The organism is Streptomyces sp. NPDC091376, from assembly GCF_044757085.1.
Lineage (GTDB): Bacteria > Actinomycetota > Actinomycetes > Streptomycetales > Streptomycetaceae > Streptomyces > Streptomyces pratisoli.
Map to the genome: position 1 here is coordinate 390,434 of NZ_JBIVUF010000001.1, position 14,471 is coordinate 404,904.

13 protein-coding genes are annotated in these 14,471 nt (G+C 71.6%); 7 read left to right on the forward strand and 6 right to left on the reverse strand.

The window, feature by feature from the left end:
• Nucleotides 1-15 precede the first annotated feature (15 nt).
• The 3 genes from ACIQMR_RS01750 to panB form a co-directional block, all read right to left on the reverse strand.
• On the reverse strand, nucleotides 16-843 hold the full coding sequence (locus ACIQMR_RS01750; protein WP_401381667.1) for an ABC transporter permease: 828 nt from the start codon (nucleotides 841-843) through the stop codon (nucleotides 16-18).
• Complete coding sequence (locus ACIQMR_RS01755; protein ID WP_266374602.1) at nucleotides 840-1,838, reverse strand: ATP-binding cassette domain-containing protein; 999 nt, start codon at nucleotides 1,836-1,838, stop codon at nucleotides 840-842. Before ACIQMR_RS01755 ends, ACIQMR_RS01750 begins: the two co-directional genes overlap by 4 nt.
• Before the next feature lie 276 nt (nucleotides 1,839-2,114).
• Nucleotides 2,115-2,978 (reverse strand): 3-methyl-2-oxobutanoate hydroxymethyltransferase, encoded by an 864-nt coding sequence (gene panB, locus ACIQMR_RS01760; RefSeq protein ID WP_401381670.1) that lies wholly within the window; start codon nucleotides 2,976-2,978, stop codon nucleotides 2,115-2,117.
• Nucleotides 2,979-3,170: 192 nt separating this feature from the next.
• Between panB and ACIQMR_RS01765 the strand changes: the two genes are divergently transcribed.
• The 4 genes from ACIQMR_RS01765 to ACIQMR_RS01780 all read left to right on the forward strand — a co-directional run bounded on the left by ACIQMR_RS01765 (nucleotide 3,171) and on the right by ACIQMR_RS01780 (nucleotide 8,084).
• Entirely contained in the window at nucleotides 3,171-4,790 is a 1,620-nt protein-coding gene (locus tag ACIQMR_RS01765; RefSeq protein ID WP_401381673.1) for an MFS transporter, read from the forward strand.
• A gap of 23 nt (nucleotides 4,791-4,813) precedes the next feature.
• On the forward strand, nucleotides 4,814-5,500 hold the full coding sequence (locus tag ACIQMR_RS01770) for a TetR/AcrR family transcriptional regulator (protein WP_401381674.1): 687 nt from the start codon (nucleotides 4,814-4,816) through the stop codon (nucleotides 5,498-5,500).
• A 172-nt stretch (nucleotides 5,501-5,672) separates the two neighbouring features.
• Nucleotides 5,673-6,698 (forward strand): endonuclease/exonuclease/phosphatase family protein, encoded by a 1,026-nt coding sequence (locus ACIQMR_RS01775; RefSeq protein WP_401381676.1) that lies wholly within the window; start codon nucleotides 5,673-5,675, stop codon nucleotides 6,696-6,698.
• A gap of 153 nt (nucleotides 6,699-6,851) precedes the next feature.
• Nucleotides 6,852-8,084, forward strand: a complete 1,233-nt coding sequence (locus tag ACIQMR_RS01780; protein WP_401381679.1) for an MFS transporter — start codon at nucleotides 6,852-6,854, stop codon at nucleotides 8,082-8,084.
• Here the strand turns inward: ACIQMR_RS01780 and ACIQMR_RS01785 are convergent.
• The gene (locus tag ACIQMR_RS01785; protein WP_401381681.1) at nucleotides 8,053-9,834 is read right to left on the reverse strand and encodes an NAD+ synthase; all 1,782 of its coding nucleotides are present in this window, start codon (nucleotides 9,832-9,834) and stop codon (nucleotides 8,053-8,055) included. The two genes, ACIQMR_RS01780 and ACIQMR_RS01785, sit on opposite strands and share 32 nt — an antisense overlap.
• 114 nt (nucleotides 9,835-9,948) lie before the next feature.
• A complete protein-coding gene (locus ACIQMR_RS01790) occupies nucleotides 9,949-11,670 on the reverse strand; it encodes a multicopper oxidase family protein (RefSeq protein WP_401381684.1) in 1,722 nt (573 codons plus the stop codon).
• Between the two features lie 93 nt (nucleotides 11,671-11,763).
• Between ACIQMR_RS01790 and ACIQMR_RS01795 the strand changes: the two genes are divergently transcribed.
• Nucleotides 11,764-12,495: a DUF998 domain-containing protein gene (locus ACIQMR_RS01795; RefSeq protein WP_401381685.1), complete on the forward strand. Its 732-nt coding sequence runs from the start codon at nucleotides 11,764-11,766 to the stop codon at nucleotides 12,493-12,495.
• Nucleotides 12,492-13,448 carry an alpha/beta fold hydrolase gene (locus ACIQMR_RS01800; protein WP_401381688.1) on the forward strand — a complete coding sequence of 319 codons (957 nt, stop codon included), beginning with the start codon at nucleotides 12,492-12,494 and terminating at the stop codon, nucleotides 13,446-13,448. Before ACIQMR_RS01795 ends, ACIQMR_RS01800 begins: the two co-directional genes overlap by 4 nt.
• Here the strand turns inward: ACIQMR_RS01800 and ACIQMR_RS01805 are convergent.
• Nucleotides 13,369-13,788, reverse strand: a complete 420-nt coding sequence (locus ACIQMR_RS01805; RefSeq protein WP_266374613.1) for a CBS domain-containing protein — start codon at nucleotides 13,786-13,788, stop codon at nucleotides 13,369-13,371. The genes ACIQMR_RS01800 and ACIQMR_RS01805 overlap by 80 nt on opposite strands.
• 99 nt (nucleotides 13,789-13,887) lie before the next feature.
• Between ACIQMR_RS01805 and ACIQMR_RS01810 the strand changes: the two genes are divergently transcribed.
• The gene (locus tag ACIQMR_RS01810) at nucleotides 13,888-14,325 is read left to right on the forward strand and encodes a DUF5990 family protein (protein ID WP_401381690.1); all 438 of its coding nucleotides are present in this window, start codon (nucleotides 13,888-13,890) and stop codon (nucleotides 14,323-14,325) included.
• Nucleotides 14,326-14,471: the final 146 nt, after the last annotated feature.

Below are 14,471 nucleotides of genomic sequence, written 5' to 3' on the forward strand. Positions count from 1 at the left end.
CGGGACATCGGGGGGTCAGGACTTCGTCCGGAACTTGCGGATCGCCACCGGGGCCATCGCCGCGGTGATCACCGCCGACCAGATCAGCGTCACCCACACGTCGTGGGCGACCGGGCCGCCGTTCATCAGCCCGCGGGCCGCGTCGGCGAGCGACGACAGCGGGTTGTAGTCCGTGAACGCCTGGAGCCAGCCGGGCATGGAGCTCGTCGGCGCGAAGATCGAGGAACCGAACTGCAGGGGCATCAGCACGAGGAACCCCATTCCCTGAATCGCCTGGGCGTTCTTCATGGTCACGCCCATGGTGAGGAAGATCCACATGATCGAGGCCCCGAAGACCAGCGACAGCCCGATGGCCAAGAACAGGCCGGGGACGTCCGAGACGGACAGCCCGAGCAGGAAGCCGACCGTCAGCAGGATCGCCGTGGCGACCATCATCCGGCCGATCTCCACGACGATCTTGGCGATCAGCACCGAGGACCTGGCGATCGGCAGGGACCGGAAGCGGTCCATGACACCGGTCTGGAAGTCCTGGTTGAAGCCGGTGCCGACACCCATCGCGATGTTCATGCCCTGCATCGCCATCAGGCCCGGCACCACGTAGTTGACGTACTCCTGCTGGTTGCCCTTGCCGGCGATCGCGCCGCCGAAGACGAACACGAACAGCAGCGTGAACACGATCGGCATCAGCACGGCGTCGAACATCGACTCCGGGTCCTGCCGGATCCACAGCAGATTGCGGCGGACGAGCGCGCCGATGTGCCGCATGTTGCCGCGCAGGCCGATCCGGCCCTCCTCGTCCGGAACGAGGGACGCGGCGGATGCGGTGGCAGTGGCGGCGCTCATACCGCGACCTCCTGGGGAATCGAATCGGTGACGGACAGCGGCGTCTTCTCGCCGGTGATGGCGAGGAACACCTCGTCCAGGCTGGGCAGATCGGTGCCGATGTCGGCGATGGCGAAGCCACGGGCGCCCAGCAGGCCGACCACGGCGGTCAGCTGCTCGTCGCTGAGGATCGGGACGTACAGCACGCCCTCGTCCGGGACGGCCTGGGTGCCCGAGACGCCGTCCAGGCCCGCCTCGCGGACGGCCGCGGCCATGGCGGACAGCTGCGCCGGGTCCGCGGGCCGGATCCGCAGGGTCCGGCCGCCGACCCTGGCCTTCAGCTCGTCGACGCGGCCCTCGGCGATGACGCGGCCGCGGTCGATGACCGTCAGCTCGTTCGCCAGCTGCTCGGCCTCTTCCATGTACTGGGTGGTGAGGAGCACGGTGACGCCCTCGGCGACCATCCGCTGGACCTCGTCCCACACCTCGTTACGGGTCCGCGGGTCGAGGCCCGTCGTCGGCTCGTCCAGATACAGCACGGCCGGCTGCCCGATCATCGAGGCGGCCAGGTCCAGCCGGCGCCGCATGCCGCCCGAGTAGGTGGCGGCCGGGCGCTTGCCCGCCTCCGTGAGCGAGAACCGCTCCAGCATCTCGTCGGCCCTGCGCCGGGCGTCCTTGCGGGAGAGATCGAGCAGCCGCCCGATCATGTACAGGTTCTCCCAGCCGGACAGCTTCTCGTCCACCGAGGCGTACTGGCCGGTGAGACCGATGACGCGGCGCAGCTGTCGGGGCTGGCGCAGCACGTCGTATCCGGCGACGGTGGCGCGTCCGGCGTCCGGGGTGATCAGAGTGGAGAGGCAGCGGACCAGAGTGGTCTTGCCGGCGCCGTTGGGCCCGAGGACACCGAGGACCGTGCCCTCGCGGACATTGATGTCCACCCCGTCCAGCGCCTTCGTCTCGCCGTAGTGCTTCACGAGGCCTCGTACCTCGACGGCGTTCCTGTCGATTCGCGTCATGGCGTAACCGTCTCAGGCGCCACCGACAATCCGCCGACAAGCCGCCGACAGGGCCCCGACGGCTGTGGAAATCCGCGGCTGCGACTGCGACTGCGACTGCGGCTGCGACTGCGACTTCGACCGCGACCGCGACCGCGGAAGGCGCCGGCCGGCGGACGGCGACAGCCCGCCGACGGGGGAAGATCGGCGGGCTGTCGTTGGTGCCGCAGTGGTCTGAGGTGTGCGGTGGCGGCCCCGGTGGCCCGCGCACGGCGGGCCGGCCAGGGCCGTCGGCCGTCAGTGGAAGGTGTGCTCCTCGGCCGGGAACGCCCCGCCGACGACGTCGTCCGCGAAGGACCTCGCCGCGTCGCCGAGGGTCTGCCGCAGGTTCGCGTACTGCTTGGTGAAGCGCGGCACCTTGCCGCCGGTCAGGCCGGCCATGTCCGTCCAGACGAGGACCTGCGCGTCCGTGTCGGGTCCCGCGCCGATGCCGATCGTCGGGATGTGCAGCGAGCGGGTGACCTCGGCGGCCAGCTCGGCGGGCACGAGTTCGAGGACGACGGCGAACGCGCCCGCGTCCTGTGCCGCCTTGGCGTCGCGCAGCAGCCGGTGCGCCGCCTCGTCGCTGCGGCCCTGGACGCGGTAGCCCATCGTGTTGACCGACTGCGGGGTCAGGCCCAGATGGGACATGACCGGGATGCCGGCCTGGACCAGCAGCTCGGTCTGCGGCAGCGAGCGCTCCCCGCCCTCCAGCTTCACGGCGCCGACCCCGGCGTCCTTGACCAGCCGGGTCGCCGAGCGCAGCGCCTGCACCGGGCCCTCCTGGTACGAGCCGAAGGGGAGGTCGCCGACGATCAGGGCGCGCTTCGTGCCCCGTACGACGGCTGCGGACAGCAGGGTCATCTCGTCCATCGTGACGGGGACGGTGGTGTCGTAACCGAGATGGCAGTTGCCCATCGAGTCGCCGACGAGCATGACCGGGATGCCGGCCTCGTCGAAGACCGACGCCGTCATGGCGTCGTAGGCGGTCAGCATGGGCCACTTCTCACCGCGCGCCTTGGCGGCGGCGATGTCCTGGACGGTGATGCGGCGAGTGCCCTTGCCGCCGTACAGCGCCTTGCTGCTGTCGGCGGGCTGCGTCTGGGCAGCCTGAAGCGTCATGGTGAACGGCTCCTTCGTCATCTCGAGGCGCCCTTACGGCGTCCCCGGACCGCATCCATGGTGGCATCCCGGCGCCCGTCGCGTGAAGTGGGACCGTTCACACCCCTGCGATGTTCCGCGGTGTTTGGGCCATCCCGGTCAATTTTCTATACGAAACGGTCTCGTATCGAAATTCCGGGAAGTACTGGGATCATGTCCATATCTCCGGGGGCTCCCCCCGCCCCACCCCGTATCCCGGACATCGTGCACCGCCGCCGCTGGGCCATCCTCGGCGTCCTGATGTTCACCGTTCTCATCATGGTGCTGGACCACTCGGTCCTGAACGTCGCGGTCAAGACCATCGCGAGCCCCGCGCCCGTGGGCATCGGCGCCAGTCAGGGGGAGCTCGAATGGGCCATCAACTCCTACACACTGGTCTTCGCCGCGCTGCTCTTCTCGGCGGGACTGGTCGGTGACCGGCTGGGCCGCAAGCGGGTGCTGCTCTTCGGCATGGCCGTGTTCGGCGCCGGCTCCCTGCTCGCCGCGTTCTCCGGGTCGTCCACGGAACTCATCGCGTACCGCGCGGTGATGGGCTTCGGCGCGGCGTTCGTGATGCCGGCCACCCTCGCCGTCCTGATGAACGTCTTCGAACGGGACGAACAGCCCAAGGCCATCGGCATCTGGGCGGGAGGCGTGGGCATCGCCATCGCCCTCGGTCCGCTCACCGGCGGTCTGCTGCTCGAACACTTCTGGTGGGGTTCGATCTTCCTGGTCAACGTCCCCGTGGTGATCGTCGGCTTCGTCGCGATGGCGCTGCTGATCCCCGACTCCCGCGACCCCGACCCCGGCCGGATCGACCCGGTCGGCGTGCTGCTGTCCATCGTGGGACTCGTCCTGCTTGTGTACGGGATCATCCACGGCGGCGAGCTGGCCTCCCTCACCGACCGGACCGTGCTGTTCCCTCTGCTCGGCGGCCTGGCGGTGCTGGCGGCGTTCGTGGTGTACGAGATGCGCATCGACCATCCGGCGCTCGACTTCTCGTACTTCAGGAACCCCGCGTTCTCCGCCGCGATCACCGCGACCGCGCTCGCCTTCCTCTCGATGATGGGCGTGGCCTTCTTCTCCGTCTTCTATCTGCAGAGCGTGCTCGGCCACAGTCCGCTGGAGGCCGGGCTGCTCGTCCTGCCGCTCGCGGTGGCCCAGTCGCTGTTCGCCCCCCGTGCCCGGCTGATCGTCGCCCGGTTCGGTGCCAGGGCGACCTGCACCGCGGGCATGGTGATGATCGCGACGGGCCTCGCGTCCTTCGCCTTCTTCGACGCCTCGACGCCGTTGTGGGCGCTGGAGATCGCCTTCTTCGTCCAGGGCGCGGGAATGGGGCACGTCATGTCACCGGTCACGGTCACGGTGATGCAGGCGCTGCCGCGTGAGAAGGCGGGGGTCGCCTCCGCCATCAACAACACCTTCCGGCAGATCGGCGGTGCCCTGGGCGTGGCGGTGCTCGGCTCGCTGCTGTCCGCGGCGTACCGGGGCGGGATCGAGAGCACCCTGGAGCGGGCGCCGGGCGTGCCGGACAGTGCCAGGCACGCGGCGGGCGAGTCGCTGGAGGCGACCCTGGCCGTCGCGGAGAAGCTCGGACAGCCCGGGCAGGTCCTGATCGCACCGGCGTACGAGGCCTTCCTCGTCGCCATGCACCTCGCGGCTCTCTGCGCGGCGACGGTGACGCTCGTGGGAGCCGTGGTCGTCGCGACCTATCTCCCGGGCCGCCGCGTACCCGGCCAGGACGGGCCGCCCGTGCCCGGGGAGCGGCCGACGGCGGGCGTGGCCCAGGGGTGAGGGGAGTCCGGGAGGATCGGCGGATGCGAGGCGGCGAAACGATGGCGGCGGTGGAGACGGCGGTGGAGACGGTGGTGCGGGGCCGGACGGTGGCGCGGCGGGAGGCCGAGGGCGGTGGAACGGCCCCGCGCCGCGGCCGCCCCCGGAGCGAGGCGGCCGAGCGGTCCATCCGGGACGCGGTGGTGTCCCTGCTGGAGGAGGGCGTACCGCTCGGCGACATCTCCATCGAGCGCGTCGCCCGCACCGCGGGGGTGGGCAAGGCCACCATCTACCGTCGCTGGTCCGACAAGGAGGAACTGTTCGTCGACGTGCTCCGGGACATCGAGCCGCCGGATCCCGACCTGCCGGGTACCTCCGCCCGGGACGACCTCGTCGTCATGCTGGAGTCCGTCCGCCTCGGTGGCCTCGCCCAGCGCTCCTCCGCGCTCCTGCACAACGTCCGCGCGCAGATGAAGAGCCACCCCAAACTGTGGGACGCGTACGTCGCGACCGTGATCGACCCGCGGCGCGTGACCGTCCTGGGGATCCTGCGCCGGGCCGTCGCCGAGGGAGAGATCCGTGCCGATCTCGACATCGACCTGCTCAACGACCTCATCGTGGGGCCCATGCTCGTACGGGCCGTGATGCGGCACGACGCCCCGCTGCCCGGCGATCTCGCGGAACGCATCGTCACCGCGGTGCTGGAAGGACTGCGCCCGCAGGCCGTCTGACCGCGCCCGAGCAATATGCGCGTTCTGTCACAGCCGCCCCGTCACCGACCTTGATCGGAACCCGCCGCCGCGCCCTGCCGTCCTCGAACCCGTACGGCAGAAACCCATCGGGCATCGCCTAGGGTCATGGGACGGGCACGATGTGCACGGCAAGGCAGTGAGGACGACACACATGCGGCAGCAGGCATACATGGCGGAGACGGAGAACGGCAGCGCGGAGGACCCCCGCTCCGGTTCCCGGTTCCGGGCCCTGCGTGACCGCTGGCGGGACGATCCGGGGATCTGGCGGCGCGGTGTCGTGCTCGCCGGTCTCGCGGTGCTCCTCGGCCTCGTAATGGTCCTGCACGCCCAGATCCCCAACAAGATCGGAAACCTGGGCAGCCTCACGGAGACGTTCCTGCCGTGGCTCGGCCTGTTCGTCCCGGTGCTGCTGGTCCTCGCGCTCGTACGGCGCTCCGCGACCGCGCTGATCGCCCTGCTGGTGCCGGCGATCGTCTGGCTGAATCTCTTCGGCGGGCTCGTCACCGACAAGTCGGGCGACGGCGGAAGTCTCACCGTCGCCACGCACAACGTGAACGCCGAGAACACCGACCCGGAGGGCACCGCCCGCCAGGTCGCGGCCTCGGGCGCGGACGTCGTCGCGCTGGAGGAGCTGACGGCGGACGCGGTCCCGGCGTACGAGAAGGCGCTGGCCCCGCAGTACCCCCACCACTCGGTGCAGGGCACGGTCGGGCTGTGGAGCAAGTACCCGATGAGCGACACCCGGCCCGTCGACATCCAGCTGGGCTGGGTCCGTGCCATGCGGTCCACGGTCGCCACGCCGGCGGGCGACGTCGCGGTCTTCGTGGCACATCTGCCGTCGGTACGGGTCAAGATGAACGCCGGCTTCACCGCCAGCCAGCGGGACACCAGCGCCGACGCGCTGGGCGAGGCGATCGCCCGGGACCAGGTCGGCAGGACGGTCCTGCTCGGCGATCTCAACGGCACGATGAACGACCGCTCCCTGAACGCGGTCAGCTCCCAGATGCGCTCCACCCAGGGCGCGGCGGGCGACGGCTTCGGCTTCAGCTGGCCGGCGTCGTTCCCGATGGCCAGGATCGACCAGATCCTGGTGAAGGGCGTCGAACCGGTCTCCTCCTGGACCCTGCCGCGCACCGCGAGCGACCATCTCCCCATCGCGGCACGCGTGAAGCTCTGACCCGTGTGAACCTCTGCGTCGCCCCTGTGAACCTCTGACCCGAGTGAAGCTCTGACCCGGGGTAAAGCCGCGGCAACCAGGCGTTCACCCGCGGGAACAATCCGCATGAGAGTCTTTGTTCCGTTTGAGAACTAAACCGGAAAGGCTCTTCCCATGCCCCTGGCGCTGCTCGCGCTCGCCGTGTCCGCCTTCGGCATCGGCACCACCGAGTTCGTGATGATGGGCCTGCTGCCCAATGTCGCGGGCGATCTCGGCACCTCCGTCCCCACCGCCGGGTACCTCGTCTCGGCGTACGCGATCGGCGTCGTCATCGGCGCCCCGCTGCTCACCGCGCTCGGCTCCCGCGTCCCGCGCAAGCGGATGCTCCTGCTGCTCATGGCGCTTTTCGTCGTCGGCAACCTCGCCTCCGCACTCGCCCCCGGCTTCGGCACGCTCCTCGCCGGGCGCGTCCTCGCGGGGCTGCCGCACGGCGCGTTCTTCGGGGTCGGCGCGGTCGTGGCCGCGCGGCTCGTCGCCGAGGGGCGGCAGGCGCGGGCCGTGGCCACGATGTTCCTCGGACTGACCGTGGCCAACATCGTCGGCGTACCCGCCGCGACGCTCCTCGGCCAGCACCTCGGCTGGCGCGCCACCTTCCTCGTCGTCACCGTGATCGGACTGGTCGCGATGGCCGCGCTCGCCAGGCTCGTGCCGGACGTACCCGTCGACGCCCACCAGGGCCTCGGCCGTGAGCTGCGCGCCCTCGGCAACCGGCAGGTGCTGCTGGGACTGCTCACCGCCGTGTTCGGCTTCGCGGGCGTCTTCGCCGTGTACTCCTACCTCGCCTCCATCACGACCGAGGTGATGGGCCTCGGCGAGTCCTCCGTGACGCTCGTCCTCGCCCTCTTCGGCATCGGCATGACGCTCGGAGCGCTGGCGGCCGGCCCGCTGACCGACCGGGCCCTGCGCCCCACCCTGTATGGCTCGCTCGCCGCACTCGCGCTGGTCCTCGTCGCCTTCAGATTCACCGCGCACATCCCGTGGGCCGCGCTCGTCACCGTGGTCGTCCTCGGCGCGGTCGGCTTCATGACCACGACCCCGCTCCAGATGCTGGTGATGAACAAGGCCCAGGACGCCCCGACCCTCGCCTCCGCCTCCAACCACTCCGCCTTCAACCTCGCCAACGCCGGCGGCGCAGGGCTCGGCGGGGCGGCGATCGCCGCGGGCTGGGGCTGGATCTCACCGGCGCTCGTCGGCTCGGTTCTCGCCGTCGCGGGCCTGGCGATCGCGGCCGCGGCGGGACTGCTGGACCGTACGGCGAAGGGAGCCTCCCGCGTCGTCGCGGGAAGCCCCCTCGCAGCGGCGGACGGCCGGCAGGTCAGTGCGTCGTCTCGCGCCAGCGGTTCGTGATCGGCAGGCGCCGGTCCTTGCCGAAGCCCTTCGCCGAGATCTTGGTGCCCGGCGGGTACTGGCGCCGCTTGTACTCGGCCGTGTCGACGAGGCGCAGGGTCCTCGTGACCAGCTCCTCGTCGTAACCGGCGGCCACGATCGCGTCCTTGCCCTGATCGCGGTCGACGTACAGCTCCAGGATCCGGTCGAGGACGTCGTAGTCCGGGAGCGAGTCCGTGTCGACCTGCCCCGGGCGCAGTTCGGCGCTCGGTGGCTTGACGATCGAGCTCTCCGGGATCGGCGGGGTCTGGCCGCGCTCCTCGGCCGCCCGGTTGCGCCACTTCGCCAGCCGGAAGACCGAGGTCTTGTAGACGTCCTTGATCGGGCCGTACGCGCCGACCGAGTCGCCGTACAGCGTCGAATAGCCCACCGCCAGCTCGGACTTGTTGCCCGGGGCGAGGACGATGTGGCCCTCCTGGTTGGAGACCGCCATCAGCATCGTCCCGCGCAGCCGCGACTGGAGGTTCTCCTCCGCGAGACCGGTCAGCCCGAGCGAGCCCATGTAGGCGTCGAACATCGGCTCGATCGACACGGTGCGGAAGTTCAACCCGGTGCGACGGGCCAGCTCGGCCGCGTCGCCCTTGGAGTGGTCCGAGGAGTACTTGGACGGCATGGAGATGCCGTACACGTTCTCCGCGCCGAGCGCGTCACAGGCGATCGCGGCGACGAGTGCCGAATCGATACCTCCGGACAGGCCGATCAGGACGGACCGGAAGCCGTTCTTGGCGGCGTACGCGCGCAGGCCGACGACCAGCGCGGAGTACACCTCCTCGTCGTCGTCGAGGCGCTGGGCGTAGCCGCCCGTCAGCTCCCGCTCGTACGCGGGGAGCGGCTCCTCGGAGAGGACGACCCGGTCGACGGTGAGAGCGTCGTCCACCCGCTGCCCATCAGCGGCTCCGCCGCCGGGCGTCCCGGGCTCGGCGGACGCCGCCGGGAGGTCGAGGTCCAGGATGACGCTGCCCTCGGCGAACTGCGGGGCGCGCGCGACGACCTCGCCGTTCCTGTCGACGACGATCGAGTCGCCGTCGAAGACGAGCTCGTCCTGGCCGCCGATCATCGCGAGGTACGCGGTGGTGCAGCCGGCCTCCTGGGCACGCTTGCGCACCAGTTCCAGACGGGTGTCGTCCTTGTTCTGCTCGTAGGGCGAGGCGTTGATCGAGACGAGCAGCCCGGCCCCGGCGGAGCGGGCGGCGGGGACGCGGCCGCCGTCCTGCCAGAGGTCCTCGCAGATGGCGAGCGCGACGTCGACGCCGTGCACGCGGATCACCGGCATGGTGTCGCCCGGCACGAAGTACCGGAACTCGTCGAAGACGCCGTAGTTGGGGAGGTGGTGCTTGGCGAACGTCAGCACCACCTGGCCGCGGTGCAGCACCGCGGCGGCGTTCTGCGGGGCGCCGGCGGGCTGGCCGTACCGCGGCTGTGCCTTCTCGGAACGGTCGAGATAGCCGACGATCACCGGGATCTCCCCGTACCCCTCGTCGGCGAGCCGCCCGGCGAGCGCGCGCAGCGCGGCCCGCGAGGCCTCGACGAAGGACGACCGCAGGGCCAGGTCCTCGACGGGGTAACCGGTCAGCACCATCTCGGGGAACGCGACGAGATGCGCACCCTGCCCGGCGGCGTGCCGGGTCCAGTGCACGATCGACTCGGTGTTGCCGGCGAGATCGCCGACGGTCGAGTCGATCTGATTCAGAGCGAGACGAAGTTGAGGCACGCGGCCCAGTGTAATCGTCTCTCTGACGCGATGTCCTGCGGTGTGTCACGCGCCACCCCGCAGGCGCCTGCTCCGCCAGGGCGAGGGGGGAGGGGCGGGCCCCTCCCCGCTCGGTCAGCGGCGATACGCGAGGGTCGTCATCATCCCGGACTCCGAGTGGTAGATGTTGTGGCAGTGCAGCATCCACAGGCCCGGGTTGTCCGCGTCGAAGTCGAGGACCAGCTTGTTGTGCGGCAGGACCACGGACGTGTCCTTGCGCGCGCCGTGGGAGTCGATGCCGGCCAGCGAGTAGGTGTGGCCGTGCAGATGGACGGGGTGCCACATGTCCGTGGCGTTGACGACCACCAGACGCACCCGCTCGCCGTGCTCGATCTTGTGGATCCGGTCCGGTGAGTAGGGCCGGTGGTCGATGCCCCAGTCGTAATCCTCCATGCCGCCGGTCAGCGTGACCTTGAGCAGGCGGTCCGGCCGGCGCCGGTCCATGGCCACGGACTCGTGGGGCCGCAGCCGCCGGGCCGACTGGAGCACGTTACGGTACAGCTCCGCCGGACGCGTGGACGGCTTCGGCGCCGCCCCGCTGCCGGTGCGCAGCACGGCCATGGCCGAGCCGTTCTTGCCTTCGGCGAGGGCGGTGAACGGGAAGACCCCGCTCTTCACGGTGACCAGTGCGTCGTAGCGCTCGGCCATCCCCACGAGCAGCGAGTCGACCTTCTCGTGGTGCACGGGGAAGCCGTCGCTGTGGGTGATCGTCAGCTGGTGACCGCCGAGCGCCACGCGGAACGGCGACTCGCCGCCCGCGTTGATGATGCGCAGCCGGATGCGCTCGCCGGGCTTGGCCTGGAACTGCGTCGGGTCGTCCGGCGTGCGCCCGTTGATCAGGTAGTGCGGGTAGGCGACATCGCCCGCGTGGCCGCCGAGCAGCTCGCTCTTGGCGCCCTTCATCAGCCGGTACGGGCCCTTGCCGCCGTGCGGTGACGGCGAGGGGCCGCTCCGCGCCGCCGGTGCGTGGGCCCAGCCCGGCCCGTACCCGGCGTCCACTCCTCCCGCGGGCCGGGAGGGCCGGCCGCCGCGCTCGTCGTCGTCCTCGTCCCCGTGGTCCTCGCCGCGCTCATCGCCGTGCCCGGAGCCGTGCGCCATGGCGGGCTTGCCCTTGCGGAGCTGTGCGAACACGTCCTCCGGTGTGGAGCCGTTCACCCCGTCGATCCAGTCGTCCAGGATGATGATCCACTCCCGGTCGTAGGAGAGCGGCTCGTTCGGGTCGTCCACGATCAGCGGCGCGGCCATCCCGCGGTCGAGCTGCAGGCCCATGTGCGGGTGGAACCAGTAGGTACCGGGATGCGGCACGAAGAAGCGGTAGGTGAACGCCTTGCCGGGCTTGATCGGCGGCTGCGTCACATCGGGCACGCCGTCCATGTCGTTGGTCAGGGCGATGCCGTGCCAGTGGACCGTGGTCGCCTCCGGCAGATGGTTGTTCAGCGTCATCTTCAGTGTGTCGCCGGCGGTGATCCGCACCTCCTTTCCCGGCAGTTCGTTGTTGTACGTCCAGGTCCTGACGGTGCGTCCGCCGCCCAGCTCGACCGTGCTGGGGGTGGCGGTGAAGGTGAGCCCCCGCTCCAGGCGCTCGGGGCTCGGCGTCCAGGTGGGGCCGACCTGCTTGCCGTCCGGCGCCGGGGCAGAAGCCTGGGGCCTGGCCCCCGGGGCCCCCTCCTGGCCGCCGCGGTCCGGACCGTCGCCCGAGCAGGCGGCGAGCAGTCCGGATCCCGCGGCGGCGATCCCGGCGCCGAGTACCGCGCGACGGGTGTGAGAGGTCTGACGGGTGTGCTCCTGCCTGTACATGGCCCTCCGGTCGGTCGAACCTGCGCGCCCCCACCCCACCGGGGGACAGGCCCCGGGCGGGGCCGGACGCGGCACGACCTAGCATGGGGCACAATGCCCGAAACATTCGGTACATCCGTTACATCCAGAACTGTCGCGCTGCTGATCGCGCTCGGTTCCCTCGCTTACACCGCCTGGGTGCTCGAACTGATCCTCAGCACCGGCATCGACCCGGTCCGGGCGTACGTGAGCGAACTCGCCGCCGCCGACCAGCCCTTCGGCGGACTGTTCCGCGCCACCGATCTGGCCGCCGGGCTGTTCGTCCTCACCGGAGCCGCCGGGGCACTGCGATGGCTGCCGCGGCGCCCCTGGTCCGTGCTCGGCTGGGCGGCCCTCGCGCTGTTCGGCGCGGGCACCGCGGCCGACTCCCGGCTGCCGCTCAGCTGCGCACCCAGCGCGGACCCGCAGTGCGCGGCCCGGGAGACCGCGGGCCTCGTCCCCGCCACGCACGCCGCGCACGCCGTCACGTCCACCCTCGCCACGGCCGGCGCGCTCGTCGGCCTCGTCGCGCTGACCGTCGCCGCGCGCCGCTACGGATGGTGGCCCCCGCTGGCCCGGACGGGACCGGTCCTCACCGGCCTCGAACTCGCCGCCACCGTCTGGACACTGACCGCCGTCGCCGCCTTCCGGGCGGGCCGCGGCATCTGGGCGCTCGGCGCCGGACAACGACTCCAGGTGCTGCTCGTGGCAGGCTGGCTGGCGGTACTCGCGCTGTCCGTGGCGCGGGACGGCAGGCGGGGGACACCAGGGATGCCGGGCACACAGGGGACGAGGGACAGCGCGTGACGTTCGTACGGGTCGGCGGAGTGCCCCATCACGTCGTCGTCGAGGGCAGCGGACCGGTCTGCGTCCTCAGCGCGGGTCTCGCCATGAGCTGGTTCGACTGGGACCCGGTCGTACCACTGCTCGCGCCCCGCCGCACCGTCGTCCGCTTCGACCGTCCGGGACACGGCCTGAGCGGACCGGCGGCGGTCCCCCCGTCGGCGACGGGCGAGGCCCACCGCATCGCCGCCCTCCTCGACGCGCTGGGGCTCGCCGGGCCCGCCTCCGTCGTCGGCCACTCCATCGCCGGATTCCACGCCGAGGCCTTCGCCCGCCTCCACCCCGCCCGTACGTCCGGCATCGTCCTCGTGGACTCCAGCGTCGAGGAGGACGCGCGTGCGCCCGTCGCCCCCGCGGTGCGTACGGCCGTGGCACACGGCGTCGGCACCGCGCTGACCGCCGTGGGAGCGCCCGCCGCGCTCGGCCCGCTCACCCGCCGCGCCGTCGTCCGGCTCTCCCGCACGGGCGGCGGCGATCCGGCCCCCGCCCCGCTCGTACGCCGCTGCTACGGCACCGCGCGCGTGCTCCAGGGCGCCCTGCTGGAGAACACCCACTACCGCGCGGTCGCCGCCGAACTGCTGGCGCTGCGCGGGCGGTTCCCGCTTCCGGACGGGGTCCCCGTGACCGTGCTCGCCGCGGACGCCGGCCGGGGCGGCCTGGGCGGCCGGTTCACCCGGCGCTGGCTGGAGCGGCAGCGCGCGCTGGCCCGGCTGCTCGGCGACGCCCGCTTCGAGGCCGTCGGCGGCTCTGGCCATCTGATGATGCTGGACCGCCCGGACGCGGTGGCCCGGGCGGTCCTGACGCCGGAGGGGGAGGCGGGAGAAGGAGAAGAGCGGGTCAGCCCCGCGCGTACACCTGCTCGACCCACGACGCGATCTGGTCCTCCGGCAGATGCTGGGCCAGATCGGCCTCGCTGATCATTCCGACGAGGCGCTTGTTCTCGATGACGGGCAGCCGGCGGATCTGGTGGTCCTGCATCTCGTGCAGTACCTCGTTCACGTCCGCACCGGCTTCGACCCAGCGCGGGGTGCCCTTGGCCATGTCGCCTGCCGTGATCTTCGACGGGTCATGGCCCATGGCCACACAGCCGACGACGATGTCACGGTCGGTCAGGATGCCGCAGAGGCGTTCCTCGGAGTCGGCTATGGGCAGGGCGCCCACGTTCAGTTCGCGCATCAACTGCGCGGCACGGTCGAGCGTTTCGTGTGCCGGGATCCACTGGGCCCCGGGATGCATGATGTCCTTGGCGGTGGTCATGGGGTTCGTACCTCCTGAGTGCGGCCCACGCGACCCTTGTCACCCGATGTCACGCCCGGACCCCCGCTGGAGGACCCAGGGGCGGAGAGGAGCCTTCCGATGGCCCGGCTGACGTTGCGCATCACGGGCCGGGATCTTCCCGGCCGTCACTGCGGGGACTTCTCCGACGTGCACGTGGGCACACAGCGGGGCAGGGAACCCGACCAGCTGGTCCCGGCGGACGCCGGGGAGGCCGTTTTCGACCTTACCGCCGACGTCGTCGAGGCGCCCGACGGGACGACCGACTTCCGCGGCCCCTATGTGCAGGGGCGGCGCGGCGAGCGGTTCGTCTATCTCACCTGGGGAGAACTGCCGGCCGGTGGCACCTTCGCGATGTTCCGGCGCGCGAAGCTCTTCCTCGCGGACATCCCGGCGGAGCTGGTGGCGGCGGGCGCCGCCGAGGCGACCATCGGGCTGACCGACGCCCACGGCCTGCCGCTGTGCGCGGCGGTCCGCCCGCCCCGGGTGCGGTGGCGGGCCGGGGCGTGCGAAGGCTGAGCCGGGTCGGGCGCGAGCCGGCCGGGCGCGTGTCAGGCCGGCCGCGTGTCAGGCCGGCCGCGTGGCCGGTCCGCCGCGAGACGGACCGGCCACGGGGCTCGTCGGCCGAAGGGCAGGCCGGCCGCGCGGCGGACCGGGTTGGGCGG

Excerpts from the sequence above, each read along its gene's own strand:
- panB (WP_401381670.1), bottom strand. The coding sequence starts at position 2,978 with ATGACGCTTCAGGCTGCCCAGACGCAGCCCGCCGACAGCAGCAAGGCG.
- ACIQMR_RS01810 (WP_401381690.1), top strand. The coding sequence starts at position 13,888 with ATGGCCCGGCTGACGTTGCGCATCACGGGCCGGGATCTTCCCGGCCGT.
- ACIQMR_RS01780 (WP_401381679.1), top strand. The coding sequence starts at position 6,852 with ATGCCCCTGGCGCTGCTCGCGCTCGCCGTGTCCGCCTTCGGCATCGGC.
- ACIQMR_RS01775 (WP_401381676.1), top strand. The coding sequence starts at position 5,673 with ATGCGGCAGCAGGCATACATGGCGGAGACGGAGAACGGCAGCGCGGAG.
- ACIQMR_RS01790 (WP_401381684.1), bottom strand. The coding sequence starts at position 11,670 with ATGTACAGGCAGGAGCACACCCGTCAGACCTCTCACACCCGTCGCGCG.
- ACIQMR_RS01750 (WP_401381667.1), bottom strand. The coding sequence starts at position 843 with ATGAGCGCCGCCACTGCCACCGCATCCGCCGCGTCCCTCGTTCCGGAC.
- ACIQMR_RS01770 (WP_401381674.1), top strand. The coding sequence starts at position 4,814 with ATGCGAGGCGGCGAAACGATGGCGGCGGTGGAGACGGCGGTGGAGACG.
- ACIQMR_RS01805 (WP_266374613.1), bottom strand. The coding sequence starts at position 13,788 with ATGACCACCGCCAAGGACATCATGCATCCCGGGGCCCAGTGGATCCCG.
- ACIQMR_RS01795 (WP_401381685.1), top strand. The coding sequence starts at position 11,764 with ATGCCCGAAACATTCGGTACATCCGTTACATCCAGAACTGTCGCGCTG.
- ACIQMR_RS01765 (WP_401381673.1), top strand. The coding sequence starts at position 3,171 with ATGTCCATATCTCCGGGGGCTCCCCCCGCCCCACCCCGTATCCCGGAC.
- ACIQMR_RS01755 (WP_266374602.1), bottom strand. The coding sequence starts at position 1,838 with ATGACGCGAATCGACAGGAACGCCGTCGAGGTACGAGGCCTCGTGAAG.